Genomic DNA, 21,445 nt, shown 5'->3' with positions numbered 1-21,445 from the left:
ACGTTCACCCTTTCTTTGTGCTTCGAGCATCAAAAGGGTCATCCTTGGAATGACCCCTGTTGATGCAGACCGGGCTTACAGCCCGTGTTGGTTCACCCTGTCTGAATGTCTAAGAGCTTGATGGAAGCTGAACCATTCTGATCTTATTTGGTTTTGTCTTTATCGATAATCGCTTGCAGCGCCTGATTCGCTTTATCCGCCACTTCCTGGATATTCGTATCGCCTGCCATCACCTTCTGAACAATCTCGCCTACCGCGTCGCGTGCTTCGCCTACGCTGATAACCGTCGGACGGTCATGGTCGACGCCGCCTTTGGCGCTTTCCTTGATTACAGGAACCAGCTCGGCCGGGAAGCCTGTCGTGCCTTCCGGTTTATCCCACACGGAAGCGCGGGCGCCGGGGTTGCCTTTTTGCTGCGTTTTCAACACAACGTCCTTGCTGGTCGCCCACTTGATGAACTCCCATGCCGCGTCTTTATTGGCCGCCTTCGAATTCATTGCCAATCCCCACGAAGTGATGTTATACGGCTTGGAGCCATCCTTGCCTGCAGGGAACGGGGCAAAGCCCACTTGATCGGCCACCTTCGATTTTTCTTTATCCGTTGCGTTCTGGTAGATCGAGTTCGCATCGGTGTAGAACGCCACCTTACCTTGCGCGAAAATTCCGATCGCTTGCGGCCAGGACATGTTCAGCACACCCGGAGGGCCGTAATCCTTCAGCAGCGTTCCGTACGTCGTAAACGCTTTAACCGCTTCCGGCGTATTAATCGTCGCCTTGTCGCCCTTCAGGAAGTCGCCGCCCTCGGAGTAAAGGAAGGAGGATACCTGGGTCACGAGCGGTGAGCGCTGGCCCCGGGCCACAAAGCCGTACATTTCATTTTTGGGGTCGTGCAGCTTCTTGACCGCCGCTACCAGCTCATCGATTGTTTTAGGAACGCTGATGCCCGCTTTTTGCAGCAAGTCCTTGCGGTAATACAAAATTTCCTGCTCCGTAATGATCGGAATCCCGGCCAGCTTGCCATCCACCGTTGCGGTACCTACAGCCGATTTGGAGAAATCGTTGAAATCGTATGCCGCGTCTTTCTTCGCATAATCATCCAGAGGCTGTACCCAGCCGTTCTTGAAGAATAATTTGCCCTCCTGCAGCGGCCGGTACATGAAGACGTCCGGTGTCGCCGAGCCGGAGGTGAACTGAACGGTCAGCTTCTGAGTCAGCTGATCCTCGAAAAAGCTCTGGATATTGACCTTCATTCCGGTAGCCGCTTCAAACTCGGGAAGCAGCGGCTTAATCGCTTCGCCCCAAGGATGGTTTGCGGTAACCAGTGTAATGCTCTTGCCTTCAAACGGCTTGCCTGCCGCCGCTTTCGTATTTGAGTCCGCCGGCTTCTCGCTTGCATTTCCGCAGCCTGCAGCCAACGCCGCTGCCATCATAACGGCCGTTCCTGCACCTACCCAACGATTCCATGATTGTTTCATAGCGACCTCCCGAAGTAGTTATATAGGCGTTACTTTTTCTATAACTAGCTTACTTCATGCATGTTGGGGTTGATATAACGAAGATTCAACATCGATAACTACAGCTGAAGGACTTTGCCTTGCATAGCCAGGCATCCGCCCATGCCATATCAGGCTGTGCCGCATCTACTACAGTAGGCCCCAATGCACCTATTCTTCGAAGGAAAGAGTGGATTGCCATGAAACGGAATAGCCCGCTGATATTCAAAAAAGCTCTGCCGAAGCCTATACGGCTGCGGACAGGCACAGCCTCCACAAGGCGTGCCGTGCCGCAGGGTAAAGCGCTGCCCACCCCTGCCCGGCGTGTGCAGATCAAGAAAAGAACGCTGCCCCGCACCACCCTCCTCCAGGTTCGGAAGCGGCCCGAGGCGAGAAGAAGATCGTTTGCCCGGAAAACGTTGACGACCGGCGTGCTGAGAAGAAACCCGAATACCCAGTTCGCTCTTGTCGATGTAGCCAATCTCAGCTACGACACCGTCAATGAAATTGCTGTCCAGGTGTTCGACTGGTCGAGCGGCTCAGCCGTCCCTCTTGCCGTTCAGCCCTGCGAGCTGGAGGTGTGCAAGGTGGCGCTGTCGCCGAACAGCTCCGACTTCTTGTATGCGGACGTCTCCGGCGTCGAGTTCAAATATGAGGTCCGCATTACCTTGCCGCGTGAGGCCAACGTGCTTGTGAACGTAACGGGCGTAAGCGAGGCCCCTTTCACCCCTCAGGTCGGAGACAACGTGCTGCAGCACAGCCTGGTGGAAATCCGGGACTAAGGCAGACTCCCGTGCAGCTTCCAGCACGCAGCGCAGCGTTGCATGACAGCTGTTGACAACAGGGCGGATCGCATCGACAGCCCCTTAACAGCCGGAATAAGCCCCTTCCGAATCAGGAAGGGGCTTAGCCGCTTGACTTGGAGTAAGGTTCAAGTTGTACAGTTTACATATGGCGGCTGCCAACTATCGATACAGAATGGGAGAGAACCATATGAGTCACACCAAAACCGTCCTGATCACGGGCGCGAACAAAGGGATCGGCTATGAAACAGCCCGTCAATTAGGTGCCCAAGGCTTACACATCCTGCTGGGTTCAAGACATGAGGAAAGAGGTCGGAAAGCGGCGGAAGCACTGCTATCGGAAGGCGTGCGTACCGAATGGATCGAGCTGGACGTGACGCGGCAGAACACCATCGATGCGGCAGCGGCTCACATCGAACAGCAGTTCGGCGCGTTGGATATTCTGATCAATAATGCCGGAGTCACCTTCGAGAAGGGCACGCCCCCGAGCCAGACGGAATTGGATGATTTGCGCCGGACGTTCGATACGAACTTTTTCGGAATGTTTGCGGTCACGAAGGCCATGCTTCCCCTGCTGCGCAAATCGACGGCCGGCCGCATCGTCAACTTGTCGAGCGGCTTAGGCTCACTCGCGTGGAACAGCGACCCGGAAACTGAATTTTACCGGTTCAACCTGCTTGCCTACAACAGCTCCAAGACTGCCGTCAACGCATTAACGGTCATGCTGGCCAAGGAATTCAAAGACTCGCCGATCAAGATCAATGCCGCAGATCCGGGATACACCTCCACCGATCTGAACCACCATACCGGCTACCGTACGGTCGAGCAGGCTGCGGCCGTCGTCATCCGACTGGCAATGCTAGGTCCTGACGGCCCGACAGGAGGTTATTTTGATGAGAACGGAGAAGTACCTTGGTAAACGAAGCTAAGGGGCGATATCCATGTGGGACATTCCTGAGACCGTCACTTCCATCAAACAGGCGGCCGAGTTGACAGGACTGAAGGAAGATACGATTCGTTACTATGAAAGGATCGGTCTATTACCGTATGCAGAGCGGAAGAACAACGGGCATCGGGTTTATAGCAGGGATCACATTCTGGGGATGATCTTTATGACCCGGCTGAAGGCGACGGGGATGACGATTGAGGAAATGAAGCATTATCGTGCGCTTACCGCCCAAGGCAGCAGCACATTAGCGGAAAGGTTATCTATCCTGGAGCAGCATAAGCAAAGGATTCAACGGGAGCGGGAACAGCTGGACGAAACGCTGCGTATCATCGATTACAAGCTGGAGCATTTTCTCGAGCTATCCACTAATCCGGATGTGAACGCGACGGACTGCACCACCTCTGAAGCGGAACTGCAGCTAGAGGCGAAGACAGGGTCAAGAGTAGCGGCCAAGGGGAAGACAGTCAAATATCAAGCGCTGTAAGCTAGCCTGAGCATAGGCGGCAGCAGGTCAGGATTGCGAGTCCTTCGTTTGTACGGGTGCCTCCGAAGTCGCAGCGTTCATAAACTCGATATGCTTGAAGCCCCAGCCGCACATGTCAGTCAACAGCGTGCTTAACGATTTTCCGTGCTCGGATAAGGAGTATTCGACCTTCGGCGGAATTTCCTGGTATACCTGCCGCACGATAAGTCCGTCGCGCTCGAGCTCGCGCAGCTGATTCGTCAGCATGCCCTGTGTAATTTGGGGAAGCTGCCGTCTGAGCTCTCCGAAGCGTCTGGTTCCTTGATACAGCAAAATAAACAATATAAGCGGCTTCCATTTCCCGCCGATCACCTGCAGCGTAGCCAGGATTCCCTTAGATTTTGTGTAGCACCGATCGGTAGGCTCAGACATGCTTCTCACTCCTTCAACGAATCAACATAATATCTTTCTGTTTACTTTACCAAATCGGTGCGTTGAACAAAAGTACTCTTCTTTTTCGTACCTAGTACGCTTCACCATACTATCCCTAGGAAACCCAGCCCCCATCTATGGTATGGTTTGCCGGACTAAGTATGAATAAAGAGCGTACTTTTCAACCCTATACATTCACAGCATAATGGGGGGGAATTCATTTGAGAGGATGATCCCCATGAAAACGATGGTTATCATTGTACATCCCGATTTACAAAGCTCCCGGGTCAATCAAGCCTTTGCCAAGGAGCTGAGCAAGCATAAGGACCTTTGCGTTCGCGGCTTGTATGAGGACTATGCGGACTGGCAAATCGATGTGGAGAAGGAGCAGCTGCTGCTGCTGCAATACGATCGGATCGTGTTCCAATTTCCATTGTACTGGTACAGCTGCCCCCCTCTGCTGAAAAAGTGGTTTGACGATGTGCTGACCTATGGCTGGGCATTCGGTCCCGGAGCCGACAATCTGAAGGGCAAGCAGTTTATCGTTGCCACGACAGCTGGGGGTACGGAAAAAGCATACCGCTCCGGCGGAGACAACGGGTTTACGATCAGTGAATTACTGAAGCCCATTCAAGCGACGATTACCAAATGCAACGGCATCTTTCTTCCCGCCTTCGTCACCTATGATGCAAACCAAGGCACGGAAGCCTACCTCGCCCAAGAAGCTGCAAGGTATACGGAGCATATTCAAGCTTCGATGTACGCCCTTATACACTAATTAAGTATACTCTCCGCCCTCTGCTGAAAGCTTGTTCCCTTCCCTGCATTGTGACAAAGTCACGGTATTGAGCTCCTCCCGACCTTACAATGGGAAAGTAAGCCAATACCTTGTATGGAGGGATGAAGATGAATTCGTATTACGATCGAACCCATCTGGAGCAAATTCCCGAATTAATTCGGCTCGCTCCGGAAGCTGCGGCTTCTTTTCTACAATTCGAAGAGCAGCTTTATCACGGGAGTACGTCGAAGCTCCCAATGCGTACCAAAGAATTGATTGCTGTGACTGTAGCCCATGTCACCGGCTGCCCTTACTGCATCGACGTGCATGTCCGAAAGTACAAGGAACAGGGCGGAACGATGGAGGAAATCGTCGAAGCGCTGCTCGTCGCCGCGGCCACCCGTTCCGGCGCTATTCTGAGCCATGGGGTTCAAGCCCTGCTGGCCTACAACAGGCAGGCCCCTGCCCCTGAAGCAGGGACACATCGGGATCAACAAGGCAGCGGCTCCTCCGGCACGCCCGAATGCTTTTGTTAAGCTAGTCAAAGAGGGAGCTTCCAAGATGGAGGCTCCCTTCGTTTATCCGCATATTCGATTCTTTCGTCCGCAGAAGGCTATTGATTAATATACCGCTCGAAAATCGCCCCGAAGTCCTTTACCTTATACTGCTTACGTGTCTCCACCAGCCAGGCGAAGGTAGATTGGTTCAGCTGCTTGAATTGCTCGGCCACCTGAGTCTCATTGTTCACGACACGGCGCAGCGTAGTGGATGCCAGCTCCAGGCTTTCCCTCGCATAATTGAGAATCACGTCGTTCTCGCGCGTGATCTCGGCAATTTTCAACAGCGCCTTGTACAAGTCCTTCAGCTCTTCCAGATGCTTCTTATGGACGTCAATGGAAAAAGGAGTGTCTCCCAGGTAAAACTTGATCTCCACATCCAAATCCACCGTGCCCGCAGTTTCCAGCATGACATTAGAAACCTGATAAGTGCTATAGCTGTAGCGTCGGAGCGTACGTTTCTTGCTGACGGCACTCGTCCCGTCCAGATGGATCAGGGCCAAATTCGTGAAGCAGTATTCGTCGCTCTTGGATTTAATAAGGAAATAAATTTTCTCCTGATCCTCATGCATTACATAGTCGTCGGAGTCCACCTTGTCATAATTCTCGGGCCTAATCACCGAACCGATATCACTAATCCCCAGAAGATCCGCTGCCACTTTGCCAAACATGCCATCCACCCTCTCATCTTAAGCTAACCCGCTATACTGAGTATACCACTTCAGACGGAGCTTCAAGAACACCATTTTCTATAAATTCCGTAATTTCCCTGGGTCTGGACCTGATTTGAGCCTGTGCCCTATTTTCCCGCTTCCCGTGCATCATGATATCCCCGCTCACCGTAAGGCTGAAGCCGTTCCATCCATTGTTCATACAGCTTTTTCAAATCATCCTTGGGGTCGTAATAGGCCCCTGCGTTTTCCTTGATTTTCAGCACCTCAAGCGGTTCGATTGTGAAGTTCTCCTTGCCGAAGGCCGTCCAATCCGCCTGCAGCCTCCGGTTCCGGTGCGAGCCCATGTCCAGTGCCATCTCCCGGCCATTAATCGTCCGCAAATTCATCGTACTTTCCACATAAACCTTGCCGTTTACCTGATTCTTAATCTGATACACGCCGGCCTCCGTCTTGATTTCCTTGGCCTGCTGCTGCAGTTCCTTTCTACGATCCATATCCCTCTCACCCCAATAAATGACTTTATTCCATTTTGTCTAATGATATATAGACATAATACAATTATGTTTGTTATTTTTCAATAGTTTTTATCCCAGCCTTGTGAGATAAACGGCCTAGTTGTCTTTCAAGAGCCGGATCGTAGAGCCGGACCATTCAGTCGAACCGGAGCGGAGCATGGCTTTTAATGCCTTCCCGATGCCCATACAGCCCGATGCGATCCGTTTGTGCGTACTTCCGCAGGCTGCAGCGACTCGGCATGATGACCAAGCATCAGTGGGACAAGCCGGCCGGTGATATTTATTGGCAAAAGGGTTTCGACGGATTTTGTCGAATTTATTTTTAGAGAATCGTCGAATTTCCAGAGATAAGGAGGGATTCCGTTGAATCCGAAACCACGTCTGATGAAACAACTGCTGCTGCTTTCCCTGGCACTGCTGCTTTGGTGCTCCAGCCTTGCCTTGCCCGCTCCTCGTGCTGAGGCTTTCTCCTATGGTTATTTGGGAACCCCTAAGGACACGATCGGCGTCACCAAGCCAACCCTTACCTTTTATTTCAAAACCGACATGACGGGTGTAACCCCAGCCTATTCCATGACCTTGAATGGGGAGAGTGTTCAGGCCGTTTACAATAAAGACAAAGGCACTTTTACTTATACACCTGGCAAGGACCTGACACCGGGCAGCTATCTTGTCTCCATGTCTATCACCTTCCCCGGCTACAAGCCCATCAATGAATCCTGGACCTTTACGGTAGCCAAGGATGCGCTGCGGCAGCTGCCCGCCGCTAGTTCGGAGCAGCTGGCCGGCATCTCCGCGCTGAACGATTACCGGGTACTGCACGGACTGCCGGCCGTTCAAATGGACGACAGCTTGAATGCTACCGCGATGGCTCACGCCAAATACCTGGATCTGAACAAGATCCGGCAGAGCGAGTCCAGCCAGGAAAGCCTCCACAGCGAGACCTCCGGCAAAGCCGGATTTGTCGGAGCGACTCCATTGGAGCGTGGAGCTTACTTCGGCTACACGTCCAGTATCGGGGAGGACGCGGCCCTCATCACCGGAAGCATCAGCGATGCGATCGACGCGCTGTACGATGCCCCGTATCACCGTTCGCCGATCATAGACCCAACGGTCAAAGAAGTCGGGATCGGCCGGGTCGGCGACTATACGATTATCGAATTCGGCATGGAGAAGAAGAACACTTCCCAGCTTGTCGTTTCTCCGGCGGAAGGAGACCGTTACGTGCCTACGACCTTCGAGGGCAACGAGACACCGGATCCGCTCCGCATTCATGCTAATGAGACCTACCCGGTCGGGTATCCGATCATGGCTCAGTATTATGGGGAAGAGGTCGGAAGCATCAAGCTGCTAAGCGCAGAACTGACCGACAGCAATAAAAACACGGTCGAGCTGTTAACCAATACACCCGATACGGATACCGACTTGTCGAAGACGGTCATCCTGATGCCGCGCAAGCCGCTGCAGGCGGATACCAGCTACCACGTGAAGCTCCGCTTGCAGGTGATGAAGGATGGAAGCACCGTTACGGAAGAGAAGGCATGGGACTTCACCACGGAGCCTGCCGACGGAACCGGGAAGAAAAAGCTCCACCTGAACGCAACCGATTACAAAAAGTATTATGTCACCGCCGCCCCTACCCAGCGTGTCGCGAGCTTCGGACTCGATGACAGCAGCTACCAGCTGGATGGCATTGCATTTCCGATGAAAAGAACGCCGGTCATCGTCGACGGCTCCTCCTTCCTGTATATCCGCGATTTGGCCGCAGCCCTTGGAGCCACCGTGGATTGGGACGAGCAGCAGCGCGCTGCAATTTACACCAAGGGGAGCTTGAAGGTGACGCTGTACACCGCCAAGACCCAATATGAAGTCAACGGCCAGTTGAAGACGACGGATACGCCAGCCCGATTGATCGGTGAGAATACGATGGTGCCGGTGCGTCTGCTGGCTGAAGTACTGGGAGCCAAGGTGGATTATATCGAGGCGACCCGTACGGTAAAATTGACTTATTAAGGTTTTTTAGAATAGTTAGGGATGACACAGCAGCGCCCCAAGAATCTTCAATGATTCTTGGGGCGCTGCTGTGTTTTATGGGTTCGCCGGCTCCGTCTTTTCGGGTACATCCGATATTTCGCTTATTCCGATCGACCAGTTGACATTCGTATACCGTTTATCAACGACTGTGCGGACCAACGTCAGCTTCTCCGGAATGCGGAGCAGGTCCCCATTGCAAAATTGGAACAATGCGCCGGGCCGGCCTGCTTCCAATGTAATAAAGCCATTCTTCCAGTCTGTTCCACTTGCGCCCCACGAGCCTCGCATCGACAATGGGTACTCCCGGCCCTCCGCATCTCGCAGCATCCATTCACTTCTCGATAATTCATTAATCAAGGTGCCGTCCAGATGAAGCGCGCCTTCCGGTTTCCCGCTGTTCGTATTCGGGGGCTGCTCTATCGTGAAGTCCTTCAGCATAAGCTCGTCCCCCTGAAACCGGAACGGAACCGGATGCTCTTTCAGCCGGGCAGGCTCAAACTCGACGGAGGCCCCCTCCCGCTCCGGGACAGAATAACCGTCCAGCACGAACCGGTACGGCTGATCGTCCGGCAAATATTTGAATGTATAGCTCCAATGCATGACCCCCGGCTTGTCTCCGGGCAGCGCAGAATGGGTCATTAAGCTGTCCCTCGTCGGTGTCTTCCTCGTGTTGACGCTATGAATTTCCTCTCCCTGCGCGTCCTCAAAATGGAAGCTCAGCTGCTGCTGCTGCCAAAGCTCAGCTGGCGAACGGGCCAAAGCTGCAGCGCTGAGTTCCGTGTCCAGCTCCAGCCGCACGCCCTGTACCATGCGGGTCAGCCGCTTCAACCGGACGGTCATCCCGTCCGGCGACGTATATTCCCCTGCCAGCGAAGCGAAGGTCGTTCTCTTCTTCGCCTCCGACAGGTCGATAGTAAAGGCAAAATCCCAGCTGCCCTGAAGGAAGGGGATCCGCTGGATGCCGTTCCCGAGCTGCCGGATCTGCCCATCCACGGTAATCCGGTCCGCCTGAAGCGGCTCCGGGAAGAAAGCGACCAAATAGTAGAAATCGCTGGTTGCCCCCATATCGTACAATTCCCCGACTTCATGTCCCTGCTCGTCTCGAATCTTGATCGTATTTTCGCCTGTCAGCACAAGCCGATCCCTGTCATGCTTCCCGTCCGGACCGAACAGCTGCAGCGCCACGATAACGCGGGTCGGGTCACCGACCGCTTCATCAATTTTGACAGTGTAGCCTTTGTTCTTCACCTTGATGCCCGGATGCTGTACCAGTCCGAATTCCTGTGCACGCAGCAAGCCGATATCCACATTCGGACGCGTGAACAGTGAGCGAATCTTCTCCGCTAATGTCGGCACAGAATAGACGGCGGCGGCGCTCATCAGAAGTACCAGGAAAGCAGCCGCTACGGCCACTCGCCAGGTTCGTTTCTTTGTCCGGGCCGGAAGCGAATACGCAGCCGGCGCTGCCTCGCTTATCGGGCTCCACTGCAGAGTCTCCTGCTTCTCCCACGAAGCGGCATCCTCCCGAGGACCGGAACCACCTGCAGGCTCGATCTCGATCCCTTCCAGTGCTTGCATCACTTGGCTATCAAACTCTTGCGACAGCGCCTCGGCAAACAGCTCGCGGCTCCAGTTCTCCTGCTCCTCCAGCAGTGCCCGGTGAAGCTCGCCGCACCGCTGGCAGCCTTGGATATGCTGCGACCGCTCCTGATCAAGCTCGTGAGTCGTTTCCGCGGAACCCGTCGCGTACCATTCCATTTCCTCAGGACTCAAGCATTTCATCTCATGTTCACCTTCTCCGCCGCCATTCGTCTTTGCAGGCTTTTTTTCGCCCGGTACAGATCGTTCTGCACCTTGCTTACCGGTATCCCCAGTGACTCGGCTATTTCCTCGTACGTCAAATCATTCGTATACCGCAGCAGCAGCACCATCCGGTAATTCGCAGGAAGCTGGCCCAGCCGCCGGTGGATTTCACTCCGCTGCTCCGTCAGAAGCCATTGCTCCTCCGGACCGTCAACCGGGGCGGGCTGATTGAGGTCCAGCTCACATTCCGGCCATCGCTTTCGCTTGTAAAAATCCTTGAACAAGTTAGCCGCTATGGCGTACAGCCAAGAGGGGAAGCTTTTATCCGGATCATGGGAGGCCAGCTTGCGGTAAGCTTTAATGAACGTCTCCTGCGTTAGATCCTGCGCATCGGCCGCGGACGCCCCCATGCCTCGAAGGAGAGCGTACACCTTATCTTTATACAGCTTCACGATAAAAGCATAATGCTCCTTATTCCCTTCCAGTACGCTTCTAATTTGCCGCCGAACGGCATTGTGCTGCTCATTGCGATCCTCCACCACTCTGTCCTCCTAGCGTTCTATATTAGATAGACGATCATTAGGCGGGGAACCTCTCACCGGAACCAAAAAGTCCGATAATCATCCCTCCGGTCAAAATAATCTTTACGCTCTGTCCAAAACCGGTGAATAAACCGCCTTTCCCGAGGCTCCTGAATGAAATCGGCTTCCAGCATCCCCTTGAAAAAAGTTAAATTGTGTATATTACATGCATCGAAATATTCAAGTACACTGAATTTCTGGAAAGCGCTTTCCTATGTGGGTAAATGAGAATGGAAGAAAGGAGTTAAACTGCTTTCTTGGTGGTTGTTATGTTTCAATACGATGGAGGAGGAACAATGATGCGCTTCAGAGTCAAACCATTTCTATGCACGGTCATGACGCTTTTCATTTTAAGCGTTGCTTCGGTTTCAACGAACATCCCCCATTTCGGGGCCACTCCTGCACGAGCGGCCAGCACAGGAGGCTACGCTACCGCGACCGGTTCATCAGACACCGCCGTCACCGTGACGACACTCGCGGAGCTGCAAAGCGCATTCAACAACGGCAAGCATCATATTATTATTAAAGGCAACATTTACGGAGGCCCGTCGTTAACCACACTGACCTTCGCCAGTACCAGCTGGAATAACGTGACGATCGAGGGAGCAAGCGGAGGCGGCGCCGTGCTGCAAAACATCCAGCTGAAATTTAGCGGGGAGCTGCTTTCTGCCGGGACGAACATTGAGAATATCGTGATCAAAAACATTACGTTCTACGGCAACATCACCGACCTTCAAAATCTTAGCGGGACGGCTATTCAGCCCGGAGGCACGGGAACGAATTACTTGGGTCTTTCCTTCCGCCGGACCAGCAATGTTTGGGTGGATCACTGTACCATCTATAATACAAGCGACGACTTGATGTCGATTTCCAAGGCTTCCGATAACGTTACCGTTTCTTACAGCCATTTCTACTTTACATCCAGCTGGATGAACATGAATCCGAATCCACTGTGGAACTGGGTGGGCACCTATCAGGATCTTGCCTCAGAGCGTCTCGCGATGGTCATCGGCGCTAATGCAAGCGACTCCTACACTTACGGGGGCGGCAAGCTGCATGTCACGATGCACCATAATTGGTTCGGACCTTATATGAAGGGGCGGCCGCTGATGCGCGGATTTGTCCACCTGTATAACAACTACTTCGATAACAGCACGACGCCGTCCGGTACGAATTCACAGGGTTCCTCACAGCAGCAGTACAATGCGAACCAGATCGGCAGCGGCAGCGTGATCTACTCGGAAGGCAACTACTTCTACAAAACGAACCAGAGCAACCAGATCGGTCTGGACAGCAGCGGAGACGCCTACTCGTTCTACGAGCGGAACAATACGTACAATGCGACGACCGGCACCTCGGCAGCCGGCGCAGCGTACCCGAGCACCCTGCCTTTCCCTTACAGCTACACGCCGGATTCAGCAGCCAATGTACCGAATATCGTTCAGACGAATGCCGGGCCGAAGTGATAAAAGCCTTGATTGAGGCCATTCCTTCAATGACGAATAAACCTTCTGCTTCACACGGCATTACATCTTCGTAAGCCTTCTATTGAAGTTTTAAATTATGTACGAGAAAAACGCCGCCCCGTCTTCCATAGACGAGGTCGGCGTTTAGATTTGGGCCCAAAGGCATGCGTTGCGGCTTTCCACAGAGATCCGTCGAGGCTCACGAAATCCCGCATTGGCACTGCCCGAGTCGTATATCATACATCAAGCCCTCTGCAGCTTGCGATCCTCCGCCTTCTGACGGGCCAGCGCACGGGAGCGTCCGAAGGAGGCTGCAGCCGTTGCAGCGGCGACAGTGACTCCGGCAGCACCGATCCAGCTTATCGAGGTCAGCGACACCTGCTCTACCACGATGCCGCCGATACCGGCGCCTGCGGCCATAGCCAGCTGAAGCACGGAGCTGTTCAGGCTCAGCATAATGCCGGAAGCCTCAGGGGCCTGCATAATCAGATTATATTGCTGGGTCGGACCCGACGACCAGGCCGAGAAGGACCACAGCATAAGCAGCGGAAACATCATGGCCGGGGATTTCGCTGCAAGCGAGATGAGGACGAGGGCAACCGCGTGAAGCAGCATACCTCCCACCAGCGTGCGGGACACGCCCCATTTATCCGTGCTGAAGCCACCGAACTTGGAGCCGATCAGACTGGCAATACCGAAGGCGAACAGCCCTGCGCTCACTCCCTGCTCGCTCATCCCCGTTACCGTAAGCAGGAACGGTGAAATGTACGTGTAGGCAATGGAATAGCCGGAAATCCAGAAGAAGGTGATCAGAAGCGCTACGGTAATTCTAGGCTCCTTCAGCAAAGCAAGCTGCTGGCGGATCGGAACGGGCTCTTCGCCATCCGTCTGCGGAATAGTGAGAGCAACGGCTAGGATGGCGAGCAATCCGAGGAAGCCGATGCCTCCGAAGATGGTTTTCCAATCATACAAGGAAGCGACCACCCTGCCGAGCGGAACACCGACGATCAATGCCGTGGAGAAGCCCATCACAAGGGTAGCGATAGCGCTGCCTTGTTTGTCCGGCGGAGCCAGCTTGGATGCCACAGTCAAGGCTGTTACGACGAATACCCCTGTACTTAAAGCCAAGATGACGCGCGAGGCAACCAGAAATTCAAATCCGGGTAAAGCGACCGCAATCACATTGCCGACAACGAAGACACCGAGAGCATACATCAGCAGCTTCCTTCGCTCCATGCGGGAGGTCACGGCCATCAAGATCGGCGTGCCAAAGGCATAGGCAAGCGAGAACACCGTGATAAGCTGACCGGCGGCGGCCAACGTCACTCCGATATCCCCCGCCACTTTATCAAGAATGCCTGCAATGATGAACTCCGACGTTCCAACCAAAAAGCTGACCACAGCCAGCATATAAATTTTCCATGCGTTAGACATATAATTTGTAACTCCTCTCTCACTCCGTTATTTTTATATTTCTAAAAATATAGAAATTAAAACGAAAAAAATTACTCCAACAAATAAGGTGCATACTTCTTCGCGATTTCATGGTTCACGCTGTAATAAATATAAGTGCCGTCCTTGCGAAGGTCCAACAGGCCACAGTCCGTCAGCTGCTTTAAATGATGGGATAGCGTGGAACCGGCGACAGACTCGAGCTTACCCATAATGTCAGAACAGCACAAATTTCTCTCCTCTGTGAGTAATAGGGCAATTTTCAGCCGGGTCGGTTCTCCGAGTGCTTTGTATACTTTGACGGCTTGACGAGTTTCTGCGTTGTCCTCCACCATAGCTGCCTCTCCTTTAGTGATGGTTTCATGTGTTATTTCGTTATTTCTATATATATTGAAATTAAAGTTACCACAGATTCCTGCGGTTGTAAATAGGTGGATTTCAGCCACCGGCGAAATTCGTTTCTTTTTTAAAAATAGTCCGGCTGCTCCTCGTCGGCAATGGACTGCAGGTCCGAGGCCGTAATTTGAATAATCCGGTAGCCCCCATCCGCTCCTGCCAGCCTCAACGCCTGCTCCTTCATAAACTTCGGCGAACCCTCCATCTCCTCGTCGTACAACAGAATCATGCCGTCCGAGTTGCGCAGCAGAAACTTATTCTTCTCCTTGAACTGCCACGGTCCGTCATACTTCGTCTTCGTCACGCTGTTGATGTAGTTGGCCCTTCGCACGATGCCCCGGTAGTACTCCTGCTTCGGCTCGTTCCATTTCTCATCCTGCTCAATGAAAGGAGTGATGACGGCCAACTGCAGCTCCGGGTATTCCTCCTGAAGCTCCAGCACCGCTTCGGCAGCCCATAGCTCCACCCCCCATTGGCCGCTGACGATGACCCATTCCAGCCCTTCGTCGAGCAAAGCGAGGAGCTGCTTTTTGATGGCCTTTTTAATAATATCGATGCCCGGATGCTTAAGCGAGAAAATGCCCAGCTCCGATGCCTTATAGCCTACGACCAATACGCGGTTCATAATGACATTTACCCCCTTACCCTTGCGCAGCTTCTTCCGCTTGACACAGCATTGCGTGACTGCCGCCAACCTCCATATATTGTATACACTTAAATCAGGACGGCTGAACGGCGTGGCTTTTGGACCAATACGCCAGTCCCATGGAGAAAATAAGCAGCAGTCCCGTTACCCAGAATACGCTATGTATCGAAAAAGCGCCACTGATCGCCCCGCCGACCAGAGGTCCGAGCATGCCGCCCAACTGATTCGCCGTCTGGCTAAGACCGAAGGCCCTCCCGCGGAAATCGGCCGACGTCGTTCGCACTACCATCCCGTTCAGCGCCGGAAATACCGCACAAAAGAAGGCACCATAAACGAACCGGATGATCGAGAAGCCCCACAGGTTATGCACCGGAATCTGCGCCAAATTGCCAAGTCCGCCGACCAGCAGGCCGATAATCAATATTTTCTGAAAGCCGATTTTATCGGCCAGCTTGCCCCAGCGGGGGGCGAACAGAATACTGGCGATGCCGACAAGAGAGAAGACGATCCCGGCAACGAGCGACGCTTCCTTCACCGAGCCGCCAATCTGAACGATATACAGAGGGAGCACCGGCTCGATAGTCATCACCGAAAATTGCGTAAACATGGTCAACACCAGAATCGCAAGCAAGGGACGGTTGTTGACCGCCATTTTCATTGATTCGATGACGGAGCTGCGCGTCTTGCTTGGTACGAACTTCTCTTCCTTCACCCAGAGGATGACAAGCAGCGTACTGAATAGAACGAGCACCCCTGCGCTAGCGAATGCAATCCGGTTGTCAAAAATTTTAGAAATGACCCCGCCGAGCAGCGGTCCCATAATACCGCCGGTTGCCGTAGAGGTGGACATCATGGACAGCGCGTATCCAACCTTTTGCTCCGGCGTATTCGTGCCGACCAACGCGATGGAGCCCGGAATAAAGCCGCTCAGAAGGCCCTGCAAAATGCGCAGCACCAGCAGCTGATACGGGTTCGTCACCAGCGAGGTCAGCAAATAGATGACACACAGCACCAGCCCGGCCCGCACGATCATCGGCTTGCGCCCGTACTTGTCCGCCATCGCCCCCCAGTAAGGGGAAGAAAGCGCCCCAGCAAAAAAAGCGGAGCTGAACAGCAGCCCCGACCACATTTCAATATGCTGGCTAACCCCGATGTGAAGAAGAAATAACGGTAAAAATGGAATGACCATCGAGAAGCTGGCCGAGGTAATAAAGCATCCGATCCATAATAGCCATAAGTTCCGTTTCCAAGTTTCCATGAGAACCCCCTAACCTGCTGACTGCACACGTGTGTATTGGCTTGTCTTGTTATGGTAGCACTCTGTTTCGGTTCTGTAAACCTTTACAATCGTTTCCTTTTGCTGTCGGTTTGCTCCGGATTGACTGCCGTTTGACCCTATGTGGTAAAATAATCTGGATTCCATAGCATCTCATTCATCCCGTTCAAAAGGAGTGCCTGACATGATCGTAGCCGCCGATGGCAGCGGAGATTTCCGCACTGTACAAGAAGCATTGAATCAAATTCCCGACGACAACCGGGAGAGGGTCATTATTCATATCAAAAACGGTATATATAAAGAAAAGCTCCACATCGAAAAGCCATTTGTTACGCTGATCGGTGAGAGCGCAGAGCATACCATCCTCACCTATGATGATCATGCCAAGAAAAAACTGCCGAACGGCGATGATTTCGAAACCTTCCGTTCGTATTCCGTGTTTATCGGTGCCGACGACTTCACCGCAGAGCAGCTGACCTTCGAGAACGCGGCCGGCCGCGGCGAGCTGGTCGGACAAGCAGTCGCCGCTTATGTAGACGGGGACCGCGCCGCGTTCCGGGGCTGCCGTTTCCTGGGGCATCAGGATACGCTGTTTACCGCACCCCTGCCGCCCGCTCCTGTGAAGCGCGCGCTCTTCGGAGGCCCCCGCGAGCTGGCGCCGCGGCGGCATACGCGGCAGTACTACGAGCAGTGCTATATCGAAGGGGACATCGATTTTATATTCGGTTCGGCGACAGCGGTGTTCGAGCGCTGCGAGATTTTCTCGAAGCGGCGCCTTGGCGAAGAAGACGCCGCTGAGTTCCCGTCCGGCCGCATCCACGGCTGGCTGACCGCTCCCTCGACGCCGGAGGACGTACGCTTCGGCTACGTGTTCCACGACTGCCGGATCACAAGCGACGCGCCGGCACAGTCGGTTTATCTCGGCAGGCCATGGCGCAGCTACGCCAAGGCCGCCTTCCTGGACTGCTGGCTGGGCGAGCACATTGTCCCCGCAGGCTGGGACAACTGGAATAAGCCCGAGTGCGAGCAGACGACCGTCTTCTGCGAGTTCAACAGCACGGGGCCGGGGGCTAACCCCGGGCAGCGTGTGGTCTGGTCGGCGCAGCTGACCGCCGAGGAGGCCAAGGCCTACGCTGCGCCAAGGGTTCTTGCCGGCCGCGACGGCTGGAACCCGGCGGGGTGAAGCTGCTGCACCTCCATTAAAGGGAGTAGGCAGCTCGATCGATACGCTAGTTCAATAAAAACACGAAGGCAGCCGAGTAAACGGCTGCCTTCGTGTTTTTATTGGAGTAAAAGCAATACATTTTAAAGAATGCATATAGACTCGTAAACATTATTCAATTGTGTTCTTCGTTGCCTTATACATATTTTCTACGTATACGTCGACTTCATCTCTCGACATGCGTAAGCGATTCACAGAAGTACCATATCCAATTTCCTTTTTACCCTCTTCTAATCCTTTGAAAATTCCATCTGCGAAGGCATCTAACGGTTCCCCTTGGCTATGCAGCCCATATCCGCCTAAATCCGTATTCACTGCCGGGGGAGCAACTTCAATTACTTCTACAGACGTTTCAGAAAGCTGGTGTCGGAGACTCATTGTAAATGAATGAAGCGCCGCTTTTGATGCTGAATATATCGGGGCAATAGCAAACGGTGTAAAGGCTAACCCGGATGTCACGTTAATGATAGCCGCCTCTTCTTTTGTTGCAAAAAATGGAGCGAACAGCATAGCGAGATGGAAGGGTGCTTCCATGTTGGTTGTGATTTCTTTGCTGAAATAACTCCAATTGTTCTTTGCATCCGCTTTTAACACATGAAAGCGTTGTTGAATCCCTGCATTATTAACTAACACATTCACTTCTGGATAGTTCGCCGTTACCCATTCAAACAATGCTGTACGCTCAGATTCAATATCCAAATCACTTACACGAGTAATAAGGCTAGGAAGCTTTTGTTTCGCTTCTTGAAGTACATGTTCACGTCGTCCACAAACGATGACGGTATTTCCGGCTTTTATAAAGCGCTCTGCAAAAGCTAATCCTATTCCAGCACTTCCGCCTGTAATAAGTATTGTGTTTCCTGAAAGTTTCATTGTAGTCCCTCTTCTCCCTTATTCTTTCATCTATTTTTGTTCTTTTCTATCCTGAATGCGTTTGGTATAACGTGTAATTTTCACGTCAATTTTTTTCAAGGATTCTGTCATTAGTGAAATTTCAGCCAGCACAGCTTGTTTGTGATTTTTCATCATTTCAAGTCGGCGTTCAGTGGTGTTATCTCCTTCAACTACCCAATCAACATATTGCTTGATACCACTTATTGGCATGTGCGTATTTTTTAAATAAATAACAATTTCAAGGAGCGTAATTTGATCTTCTGAAAATAACCGCCTCCCAGCTTCATCACGCTCGATCAGTGGTAGCAGTCCTTTTTTTTCATAATAACGTATCGTTGATTCTGGGATATTGAATTTGGCTGAAGCTTCGCCAATTGAATAATACTTCATCTGAAGGCCTCCAAATTTTTTCATGTCGACAAGACTATGATACGACTTAAACTATGGTTTAAGTCAACAAAAAGGATTTTTAGTTGCAATCCTCCAAATTTCTGGTAATAATAAAAAGGAAAGATTTGGTATGTGCGACTGGCGTAAACGTGGAGAGAACCACGAGGAAGCACATATTTCATATGCCGTACGCCTGGGCAAAGTGTTTGGTCTCTTTTGATCAAATGCTTTTTTATTTTCCAAGGAAATGAAAGGTGGTAAGGGCAATGAAAATGGCTTTTGTATTATTTGACGGGATGACAAGCATGGATTTAGCTGGATTTTATGAAGCGATAACCTGGCTGGCAATCTTGAAATCGAGAGAAAACGTATCCTGGACGTTTTGTGCAGACAAGGCGATAGTAACGGATGATCGGGGGCTGACAATGAAGGCCGACAAGGTGCTGCCCAATTTGGGTGAATTTGATCTGGTATTTCTCCCCGGAGGCTTTTCGACCCGAAAGCTTCGGTTCGACGATGCCTTCATGGAATGGGTCCGGACTGCAGAATCCGTACAATATAAGGTGTCGGTCTGCACAGGGGCCTTACTTTGGGGAGCGGCCGGATTTCTGGAGGGAAAGAAAGCGACCACGAACTCGTCGGCTTACGATTTGTTGGCTCCCTATTGTACGGAAGTCGTAAAGGCCCGAGTGGTTCGGGACGGCAATGTCATCACCGGAGGTGGCGTAACGGCTTCAATTGATCTGGGGCTCTACATGGTAGAATGGCTGACAAATACAGACACCGTTCTTCAGGTGCAGCAGAAACTTGAGTATCCCTATTATCAGGCAGGCAGGTTGGGCGATGTCTACTTAGGTACGATGTGATGAACGGAAAGCAAAAGCCCCTCCGTCATTTTGGCGGAAGGGCCGTTTAACATATTTACTTCAACAAACGCGGTCATGGCCGCGGGGCTTTACAAGCAGCCCCTGCTTTTGTTCTTTCCGCCAGCTTAGTAATCAACTCAATGTCCTGATCGGTTAATTGATTAAGAAAATGTTTGCGTATTGCCTTGGAAACGATGGGACGGGCATCGTCCAATGCCGATTTTCCAACGGAAGTGATGATGACTTGAACACCACGATCTGTTTCTAATGGTTTCCTCGTCACAAGTCTGCGTTTTTCCATCCGCGTCAGATGATGTGACAATCGGCTCTTATCCCAGTCCATGGATTCGGCCAATTCCTGTTGGCGAAGGCTGCCGTCCCCCAAAAGGACTAACCGATCCAATACCCCATAATCGCCCTCCGATAGTCCGGTGTGCTCGGACATCTCCTTTATTACGCGACCAAAGATGCTCTGAAAGGAGCCTTTCCACATATGCCATATTCGCATTTCTTCTTCGTTTAGTTCGCTCTTATCCATATGAACATAATATCATAGTTGACGTGTCAACCACAATATGCTACAGTCGCTATTAGTTGACGCGTCAACCTGAAGCCATCATTAGATTGCCATATCAAAGTAAAAAGGAAAGGAACATTTATTATGGAAATGAACGTAAGTACACCCGCTCCAGTCGTCTCAATAAAGTCGATAGTCCTGCCAGCCGCAGGCCGTGATGACAATCTGCAAGTGCGGGTATCTATGCCTGCGATTGGGAGTGAATTGCCTATTATTGTTTTCTCGCACGGTTTTGGCTCGTCGTTGGATGGCTACGGTCCGTTGGTCGATTACTGGGCTGCCCACGGCTTCGTGGTCATTCAACCCACCCATCTCGACTCGAGGACACTGAGCCTCCCTCCTGACGATCCCCGTACACCGCTGATCTGGCGTTTCCGAGTCGAGGACATGAAACGCATCCTCGACCAGCTCAATCTCATTGAAGCTTCCGTTCCCGGCCTCAGCGGGCGCCTTGATCAAAGCCGCATCGCCGCAGCCGGTCACTCCTGGGGAGGCCAAACGGTGAGCATGCTGCTCGGCGCGCGAGTCCTCGATGCCCACGGTAAACCGGGAGAGGACATGTCCGACCCGAGGATCAAGGCGGGCGTGTTGCTTGCTACGCCTGGCAAGGGCGGGCCTGACTTGGCTCCGTTCGCGGCAGAGCACTTCCCATTTATGAACCCGAGCTTTTCGGACATGAGCACGCCGACCCTTGTGGTGGCGGGGGACCATGACCAATCACTACTGTCCACTCGGGGACCGGACTGGTTCACCGACCCCTACTTCCTGAGCCCGGGCAGCAAGAGCCTGCTCCTCCTCTTCGGGGCAGAACACTCGCTTGGCGGGATCGCCGGGTATGACGTCGCGGAGACGACGGACGAGAATCCCGAACGAATCGCCTTGCTTCAGCGGCTCACATGGTCTTACATTCGTAATGCGCTCGACCTCGACGATTCCAGCTGGCCGGCAGCGCGCACCGCTCTGGAAGAGAGCGCCATTCCGTTAGGGCGCATCGAGTCCAAGTAACGGGATACAATAGCTAAAAACTAGGACGCAGCTGCCGATCTATACCGGCAGCTGCGTCTTGCTAACAAAATAGGGCGGCGCTGCTTCATGTCTTTAATGAGGATAAGGGCATTTTTATGTATACTTAATCATAGCCGGAACGAATAGGTAAGCAATTAAAGGAGATCCATACG

Annotated in this window: 23 protein-coding genes and 1 riboswitch; of the genes, 10 read left to right on the top strand and 13 right to left on the bottom strand. The window is 52.6% G+C overall.

What is annotated here, in order from left to right:
* Positions 1-143 precede the first annotated feature (143 nt).
* Complete coding sequence (locus tag CF651_RS18030; RefSeq protein ID WP_094016259.1) at positions 144-1,475, bottom strand: ABC transporter substrate-binding protein; 1,332 nt, start codon at positions 1,473-1,475, stop codon at positions 144-146.
* 218 nt (positions 1,476-1,693) lie between these two features.
* Between CF651_RS18030 and CF651_RS18025 the strand changes: the two genes are divergently transcribed.
* The 3 genes from CF651_RS18025 to CF651_RS18015 all read left to right on the top strand — a co-directional run bounded on the left by CF651_RS18025 (position 1,694) and on the right by CF651_RS18015 (position 3,729).
* Positions 1,694-2,275, top strand: a complete 582-nt coding sequence (locus tag CF651_RS18025) for a hypothetical protein (RefSeq protein ID WP_245856020.1) — start codon at positions 1,694-1,696, stop codon at positions 2,273-2,275.
* Between the two features lie 211 nt (positions 2,276-2,486).
* Positions 2,487-3,215 carry an SDR family oxidoreductase gene (locus CF651_RS18020; RefSeq protein ID WP_094016258.1) on the top strand — a complete coding sequence of 243 codons (729 nt, stop codon included), beginning with the start codon at positions 2,487-2,489 and terminating at the stop codon, positions 3,213-3,215.
* A 22-nt stretch (positions 3,216-3,237) separates the two neighbouring features.
* Entirely contained in the window at positions 3,238-3,729 is a 492-nt protein-coding gene (locus CF651_RS18015; RefSeq protein WP_094016257.1) for a MerR family transcriptional regulator, read from the top strand.
* 27 nt (positions 3,730-3,756) lie between these two features.
* On the opposite strand, the gene CF651_RS18010 is transcribed toward CF651_RS18015, so the two are convergent.
* Complete coding sequence (locus CF651_RS18010) at positions 3,757-4,140, bottom strand: winged helix-turn-helix transcriptional regulator (RefSeq protein ID WP_094016256.1); 384 nt, start codon at positions 4,138-4,140, stop codon at positions 3,757-3,759.
* Between the two features lie 238 nt (positions 4,141-4,378).
* On the opposite strand from CF651_RS18010, the gene CF651_RS18005 reads away from it, so the two are divergent.
* Together CF651_RS18005 and CF651_RS18000 are read left to right on the top strand one after the other, a co-directional pair.
* Positions 4,379-4,918 carry an NAD(P)H-dependent oxidoreductase gene (locus tag CF651_RS18005; protein WP_094016255.1) on the top strand — a complete coding sequence of 180 codons (540 nt, stop codon included), beginning with the start codon at positions 4,379-4,381 and terminating at the stop codon, positions 4,916-4,918.
* A gap of 128 nt (positions 4,919-5,046) precedes the next feature.
* Positions 5,047-5,454, top strand: coding sequence for a carboxymuconolactone decarboxylase family protein (locus CF651_RS18000; protein WP_094016254.1), 408 nt, complete (start codon positions 5,047-5,049; stop codon positions 5,452-5,454).
* Positions 5,455-5,531: 77 nt separating this feature from the next.
* Here the strand turns inward: CF651_RS18000 and CF651_RS17995 are convergent, their stop codons facing one another.
* Both CF651_RS17995 and CF651_RS17990 read right to left on the bottom strand, forming a co-directional pair.
* Positions 5,532-6,146, bottom strand: a complete 615-nt coding sequence (locus CF651_RS17995; protein ID WP_094016253.1) for a PH domain-containing protein — start codon at positions 6,144-6,146, stop codon at positions 5,532-5,534.
* 128 nt (positions 6,147-6,274) lie between these two features.
* The gene (locus CF651_RS17990; RefSeq protein WP_094016252.1) at positions 6,275-6,643 is read right to left on the bottom strand and encodes a GIY-YIG nuclease family protein; all 369 of its coding nucleotides are present in this window, start codon (positions 6,641-6,643) and stop codon (positions 6,275-6,277) included.
* 384 nt (positions 6,644-7,027) lie between these two features.
* Here CF651_RS17990 and CF651_RS17985 point away from each other — a divergent pair, with 384 nt between their 5' ends.
* Positions 7,028-8,677, top strand: coding sequence for a stalk domain-containing protein (locus CF651_RS17985; protein WP_094016251.1), 1,650 nt, complete (start codon positions 7,028-7,030; stop codon positions 8,675-8,677).
* 75 nt (positions 8,678-8,752) lie between these two features.
* On the opposite strand, the gene CF651_RS17980 is transcribed toward CF651_RS17985, so the two are convergent.
* Both CF651_RS17980 and CF651_RS17975 read right to left on the bottom strand, forming a co-directional pair.
* Complete coding sequence (locus tag CF651_RS17980) at positions 8,753-10,480, bottom strand: DUF4179 domain-containing protein (RefSeq protein WP_094016250.1); 1,728 nt, start codon at positions 10,478-10,480, stop codon at positions 8,753-8,755.
* Entirely contained in the window at positions 10,477-11,040 is a 564-nt protein-coding gene (locus CF651_RS17975; RefSeq protein WP_245856018.1) for an RNA polymerase sigma factor, read from the bottom strand. The genes CF651_RS17980 and CF651_RS17975 overlap by 4 nt, the downstream gene beginning before the upstream one ends.
* Positions 11,041-11,378: 338 nt before the next feature.
* On the opposite strand from CF651_RS17975, the gene CF651_RS17970 reads away from it, so the two are divergent.
* Positions 11,379-12,548 carry a pectate lyase family protein gene (locus CF651_RS17970; RefSeq protein ID WP_218827861.1) on the top strand — a complete coding sequence of 390 codons (1,170 nt, stop codon included), beginning with the start codon at positions 11,379-11,381 and terminating at the stop codon, positions 12,546-12,548.
* A 243-nt stretch (positions 12,549-12,791) separates the two neighbouring features.
* On the opposite strand, the gene CF651_RS17965 is transcribed toward CF651_RS17970, so the two are convergent.
* The 4 genes from CF651_RS17965 to CF651_RS17950 all read right to left on the bottom strand — a co-directional run bounded on the left by CF651_RS17965 (position 12,792) and on the right by CF651_RS17950 (position 16,300).
* A complete protein-coding gene (locus CF651_RS17965) occupies positions 12,792-13,982 on the bottom strand; it encodes an MFS transporter (RefSeq protein WP_094016249.1) in 1,191 nt (396 codons plus the stop codon).
* Between the two features lie 71 nt (positions 13,983-14,053).
* Positions 14,054-14,335: an ArsR/SmtB family transcription factor gene (locus tag CF651_RS17960; protein ID WP_094016248.1), complete on the bottom strand. Its 282-nt coding sequence runs from the start codon at positions 14,333-14,335 to the stop codon at positions 14,054-14,056.
* A 131-nt stretch (positions 14,336-14,466) separates the two neighbouring features.
* Positions 14,467-15,024, bottom strand: coding sequence for an SLOG family protein (locus CF651_RS17955; RefSeq protein WP_179232875.1), 558 nt, complete (start codon positions 15,022-15,024; stop codon positions 14,467-14,469).
* Between the two features lie 91 nt (positions 15,025-15,115).
* Positions 15,116-16,300, bottom strand: coding sequence for an MFS transporter (locus CF651_RS17950; protein WP_094016246.1), 1,185 nt, complete (start codon positions 16,298-16,300; stop codon positions 15,116-15,118).
* Positions 16,301-16,502: 202 nt separating this feature from the next.
* On the opposite strand from CF651_RS17950, the gene CF651_RS17945 reads away from it, so the two are divergent.
* Positions 16,503-17,501 (top strand): pectinesterase family protein, encoded by a 999-nt coding sequence (locus tag CF651_RS17945; protein WP_094016245.1) that lies wholly within the window; start codon positions 16,503-16,505, stop codon positions 17,499-17,501.
* A gap of 150 nt (positions 17,502-17,651) precedes the next feature.
* Here CF651_RS17945 and CF651_RS17940 read toward each other — a convergent pair whose 3' ends face one another.
* A complete protein-coding gene (locus CF651_RS17940) occupies positions 17,652-18,413 on the bottom strand; it encodes an SDR family oxidoreductase (protein WP_094016244.1) in 762 nt (253 codons plus the stop codon).
* Between the two features lie 30 nt (positions 18,414-18,443).
* On the bottom strand, positions 18,444-18,824 hold the full coding sequence (locus CF651_RS17935) for a MerR family transcriptional regulator (RefSeq protein ID WP_094016243.1): 381 nt from the start codon (positions 18,822-18,824) through the stop codon (positions 18,444-18,446).
* 124 nt (positions 18,825-18,948) lie between these two features.
* Positions 18,949-19,030, top strand: a riboswitch (ZMP/ZTP riboswitch).
* Between the two features lie 60 nt (positions 19,031-19,090).
* Here CF651_RS17935 and CF651_RS17930 point away from each other — a divergent pair.
* Positions 19,091-19,690 (top strand): DJ-1/PfpI family protein, encoded by a 600-nt coding sequence (locus CF651_RS17930; protein WP_094016242.1) that lies wholly within the window; start codon positions 19,091-19,093, stop codon positions 19,688-19,690.
* A 73-nt stretch (positions 19,691-19,763) separates the two neighbouring features.
* On the opposite strand, the gene CF651_RS17925 is transcribed toward CF651_RS17930, so the two are convergent.
* Positions 19,764-20,228 carry a MarR family winged helix-turn-helix transcriptional regulator gene (locus tag CF651_RS17925; RefSeq protein WP_094016241.1) on the bottom strand — a complete coding sequence of 155 codons (465 nt, stop codon included), beginning with the start codon at positions 20,226-20,228 and terminating at the stop codon, positions 19,764-19,766.
* Between the two features lie 123 nt (positions 20,229-20,351).
* On the opposite strand from CF651_RS17925, the gene CF651_RS17920 reads away from it, so the two are divergent.
* On the top strand, positions 20,352-21,272 hold the full coding sequence (locus CF651_RS17920) for an alpha/beta hydrolase family protein (protein ID WP_094016240.1): 921 nt from the start codon (positions 20,352-20,354) through the stop codon (positions 21,270-21,272).
* Positions 21,273-21,445: the final 173 nt, after the last annotated feature.

Source organism: Paenibacillus rigui (assembly GCF_002234615.1).
Taxonomy (GTDB): domain Bacteria; phylum Bacillota; class Bacilli; order Paenibacillales; family NBRC-103111; genus Paenibacillus_S; species Paenibacillus_S rigui.
This window is presented reverse-complemented; position numbering and strand designations above follow the sequence as displayed.

Coding starts and splice junctions, on each gene's coding strand:
- CF651_RS18025 (WP_245856020.1), top strand. CDS start 1,694: ATGAAACGGAATAGCCCGCTGATATTCAAAAAAGCTCTGCCGAAGCCT.
- CF651_RS17990 (WP_094016252.1), bottom strand. CDS start 6,643: ATGGATCGTAGAAAGGAACTGCAGCAGCAGGCCAAGGAAATCAAGACG.
- CF651_RS17935 (WP_094016243.1), bottom strand. CDS start 18,824: ATGAAGTATTATTCAATTGGCGAAGCTTCAGCCAAATTCAATATCCCA.
- CF651_RS17930 (WP_094016242.1), top strand. CDS start 19,091: ATGAAAATGGCTTTTGTATTATTTGACGGGATGACAAGCATGGATTTA.
- CF651_RS18015 (WP_094016257.1), top strand. CDS start 3,238: ATGTGGGACATTCCTGAGACCGTCACTTCCATCAAACAGGCGGCCGAG.
- CF651_RS17940 (WP_094016244.1), bottom strand. CDS start 18,413: ATGAAACTTTCAGGAAACACAATACTTATTACAGGCGGAAGTGCTGGA.
- CF651_RS17920 (WP_094016240.1), top strand. CDS start 20,352: ATGGAAATGAACGTAAGTACACCCGCTCCAGTCGTCTCAATAAAGTCG.
- CF651_RS18020 (WP_094016258.1), top strand. CDS start 2,487: ATGAGTCACACCAAAACCGTCCTGATCACGGGCGCGAACAAAGGGATC.
- CF651_RS18030 (WP_094016259.1), bottom strand. CDS start 1,475: ATGAAACAATCATGGAATCGTTGGGTAGGTGCAGGAACGGCCGTTATG.
- CF651_RS17995 (WP_094016253.1), bottom strand. CDS start 6,146: ATGTTTGGCAAAGTGGCAGCGGATCTTCTGGGGATTAGTGATATCGGT.
- CF651_RS17970 (WP_218827861.1), top strand. CDS start 11,379: ATGATGCGCTTCAGAGTCAAACCATTTCTATGCACGGTCATGACGCTT.
- CF651_RS17945 (WP_094016245.1), top strand. CDS start 16,503: ATGATCGTAGCCGCCGATGGCAGCGGAGATTTCCGCACTGTACAAGAA.
- CF651_RS18010 (WP_094016256.1), bottom strand. CDS start 4,140: ATGTCTGAGCCTACCGATCGGTGCTACACAAAATCTAAGGGAATCCTG.
- CF651_RS18005 (WP_094016255.1), top strand. CDS start 4,379: ATGAAAACGATGGTTATCATTGTACATCCCGATTTACAAAGCTCCCGG.
- CF651_RS17980 (WP_094016250.1), bottom strand. CDS start 10,480: ATGAAATGCTTGAGTCCTGAGGAAATGGAATGGTACGCGACGGGTTCC.
- CF651_RS17965 (WP_094016249.1), bottom strand. CDS start 13,982: ATGTCTAACGCATGGAAAATTTATATGCTGGCTGTGGTCAGCTTTTTG.
- CF651_RS18000 (WP_094016254.1), top strand. CDS start 5,047: ATGAATTCGTATTACGATCGAACCCATCTGGAGCAAATTCCCGAATTA.
- CF651_RS17925 (WP_094016241.1), bottom strand. CDS start 20,228: ATGGATAAGAGCGAACTAAACGAAGAAGAAATGCGAATATGGCATATG.
- CF651_RS17950 (WP_094016246.1), bottom strand. CDS start 16,300: ATGGAAACTTGGAAACGGAACTTATGGCTATTATGGATCGGATGCTTT.
- CF651_RS17960 (WP_094016248.1), bottom strand. CDS start 14,335: ATGGTGGAGGACAACGCAGAAACTCGTCAAGCCGTCAAAGTATACAAA.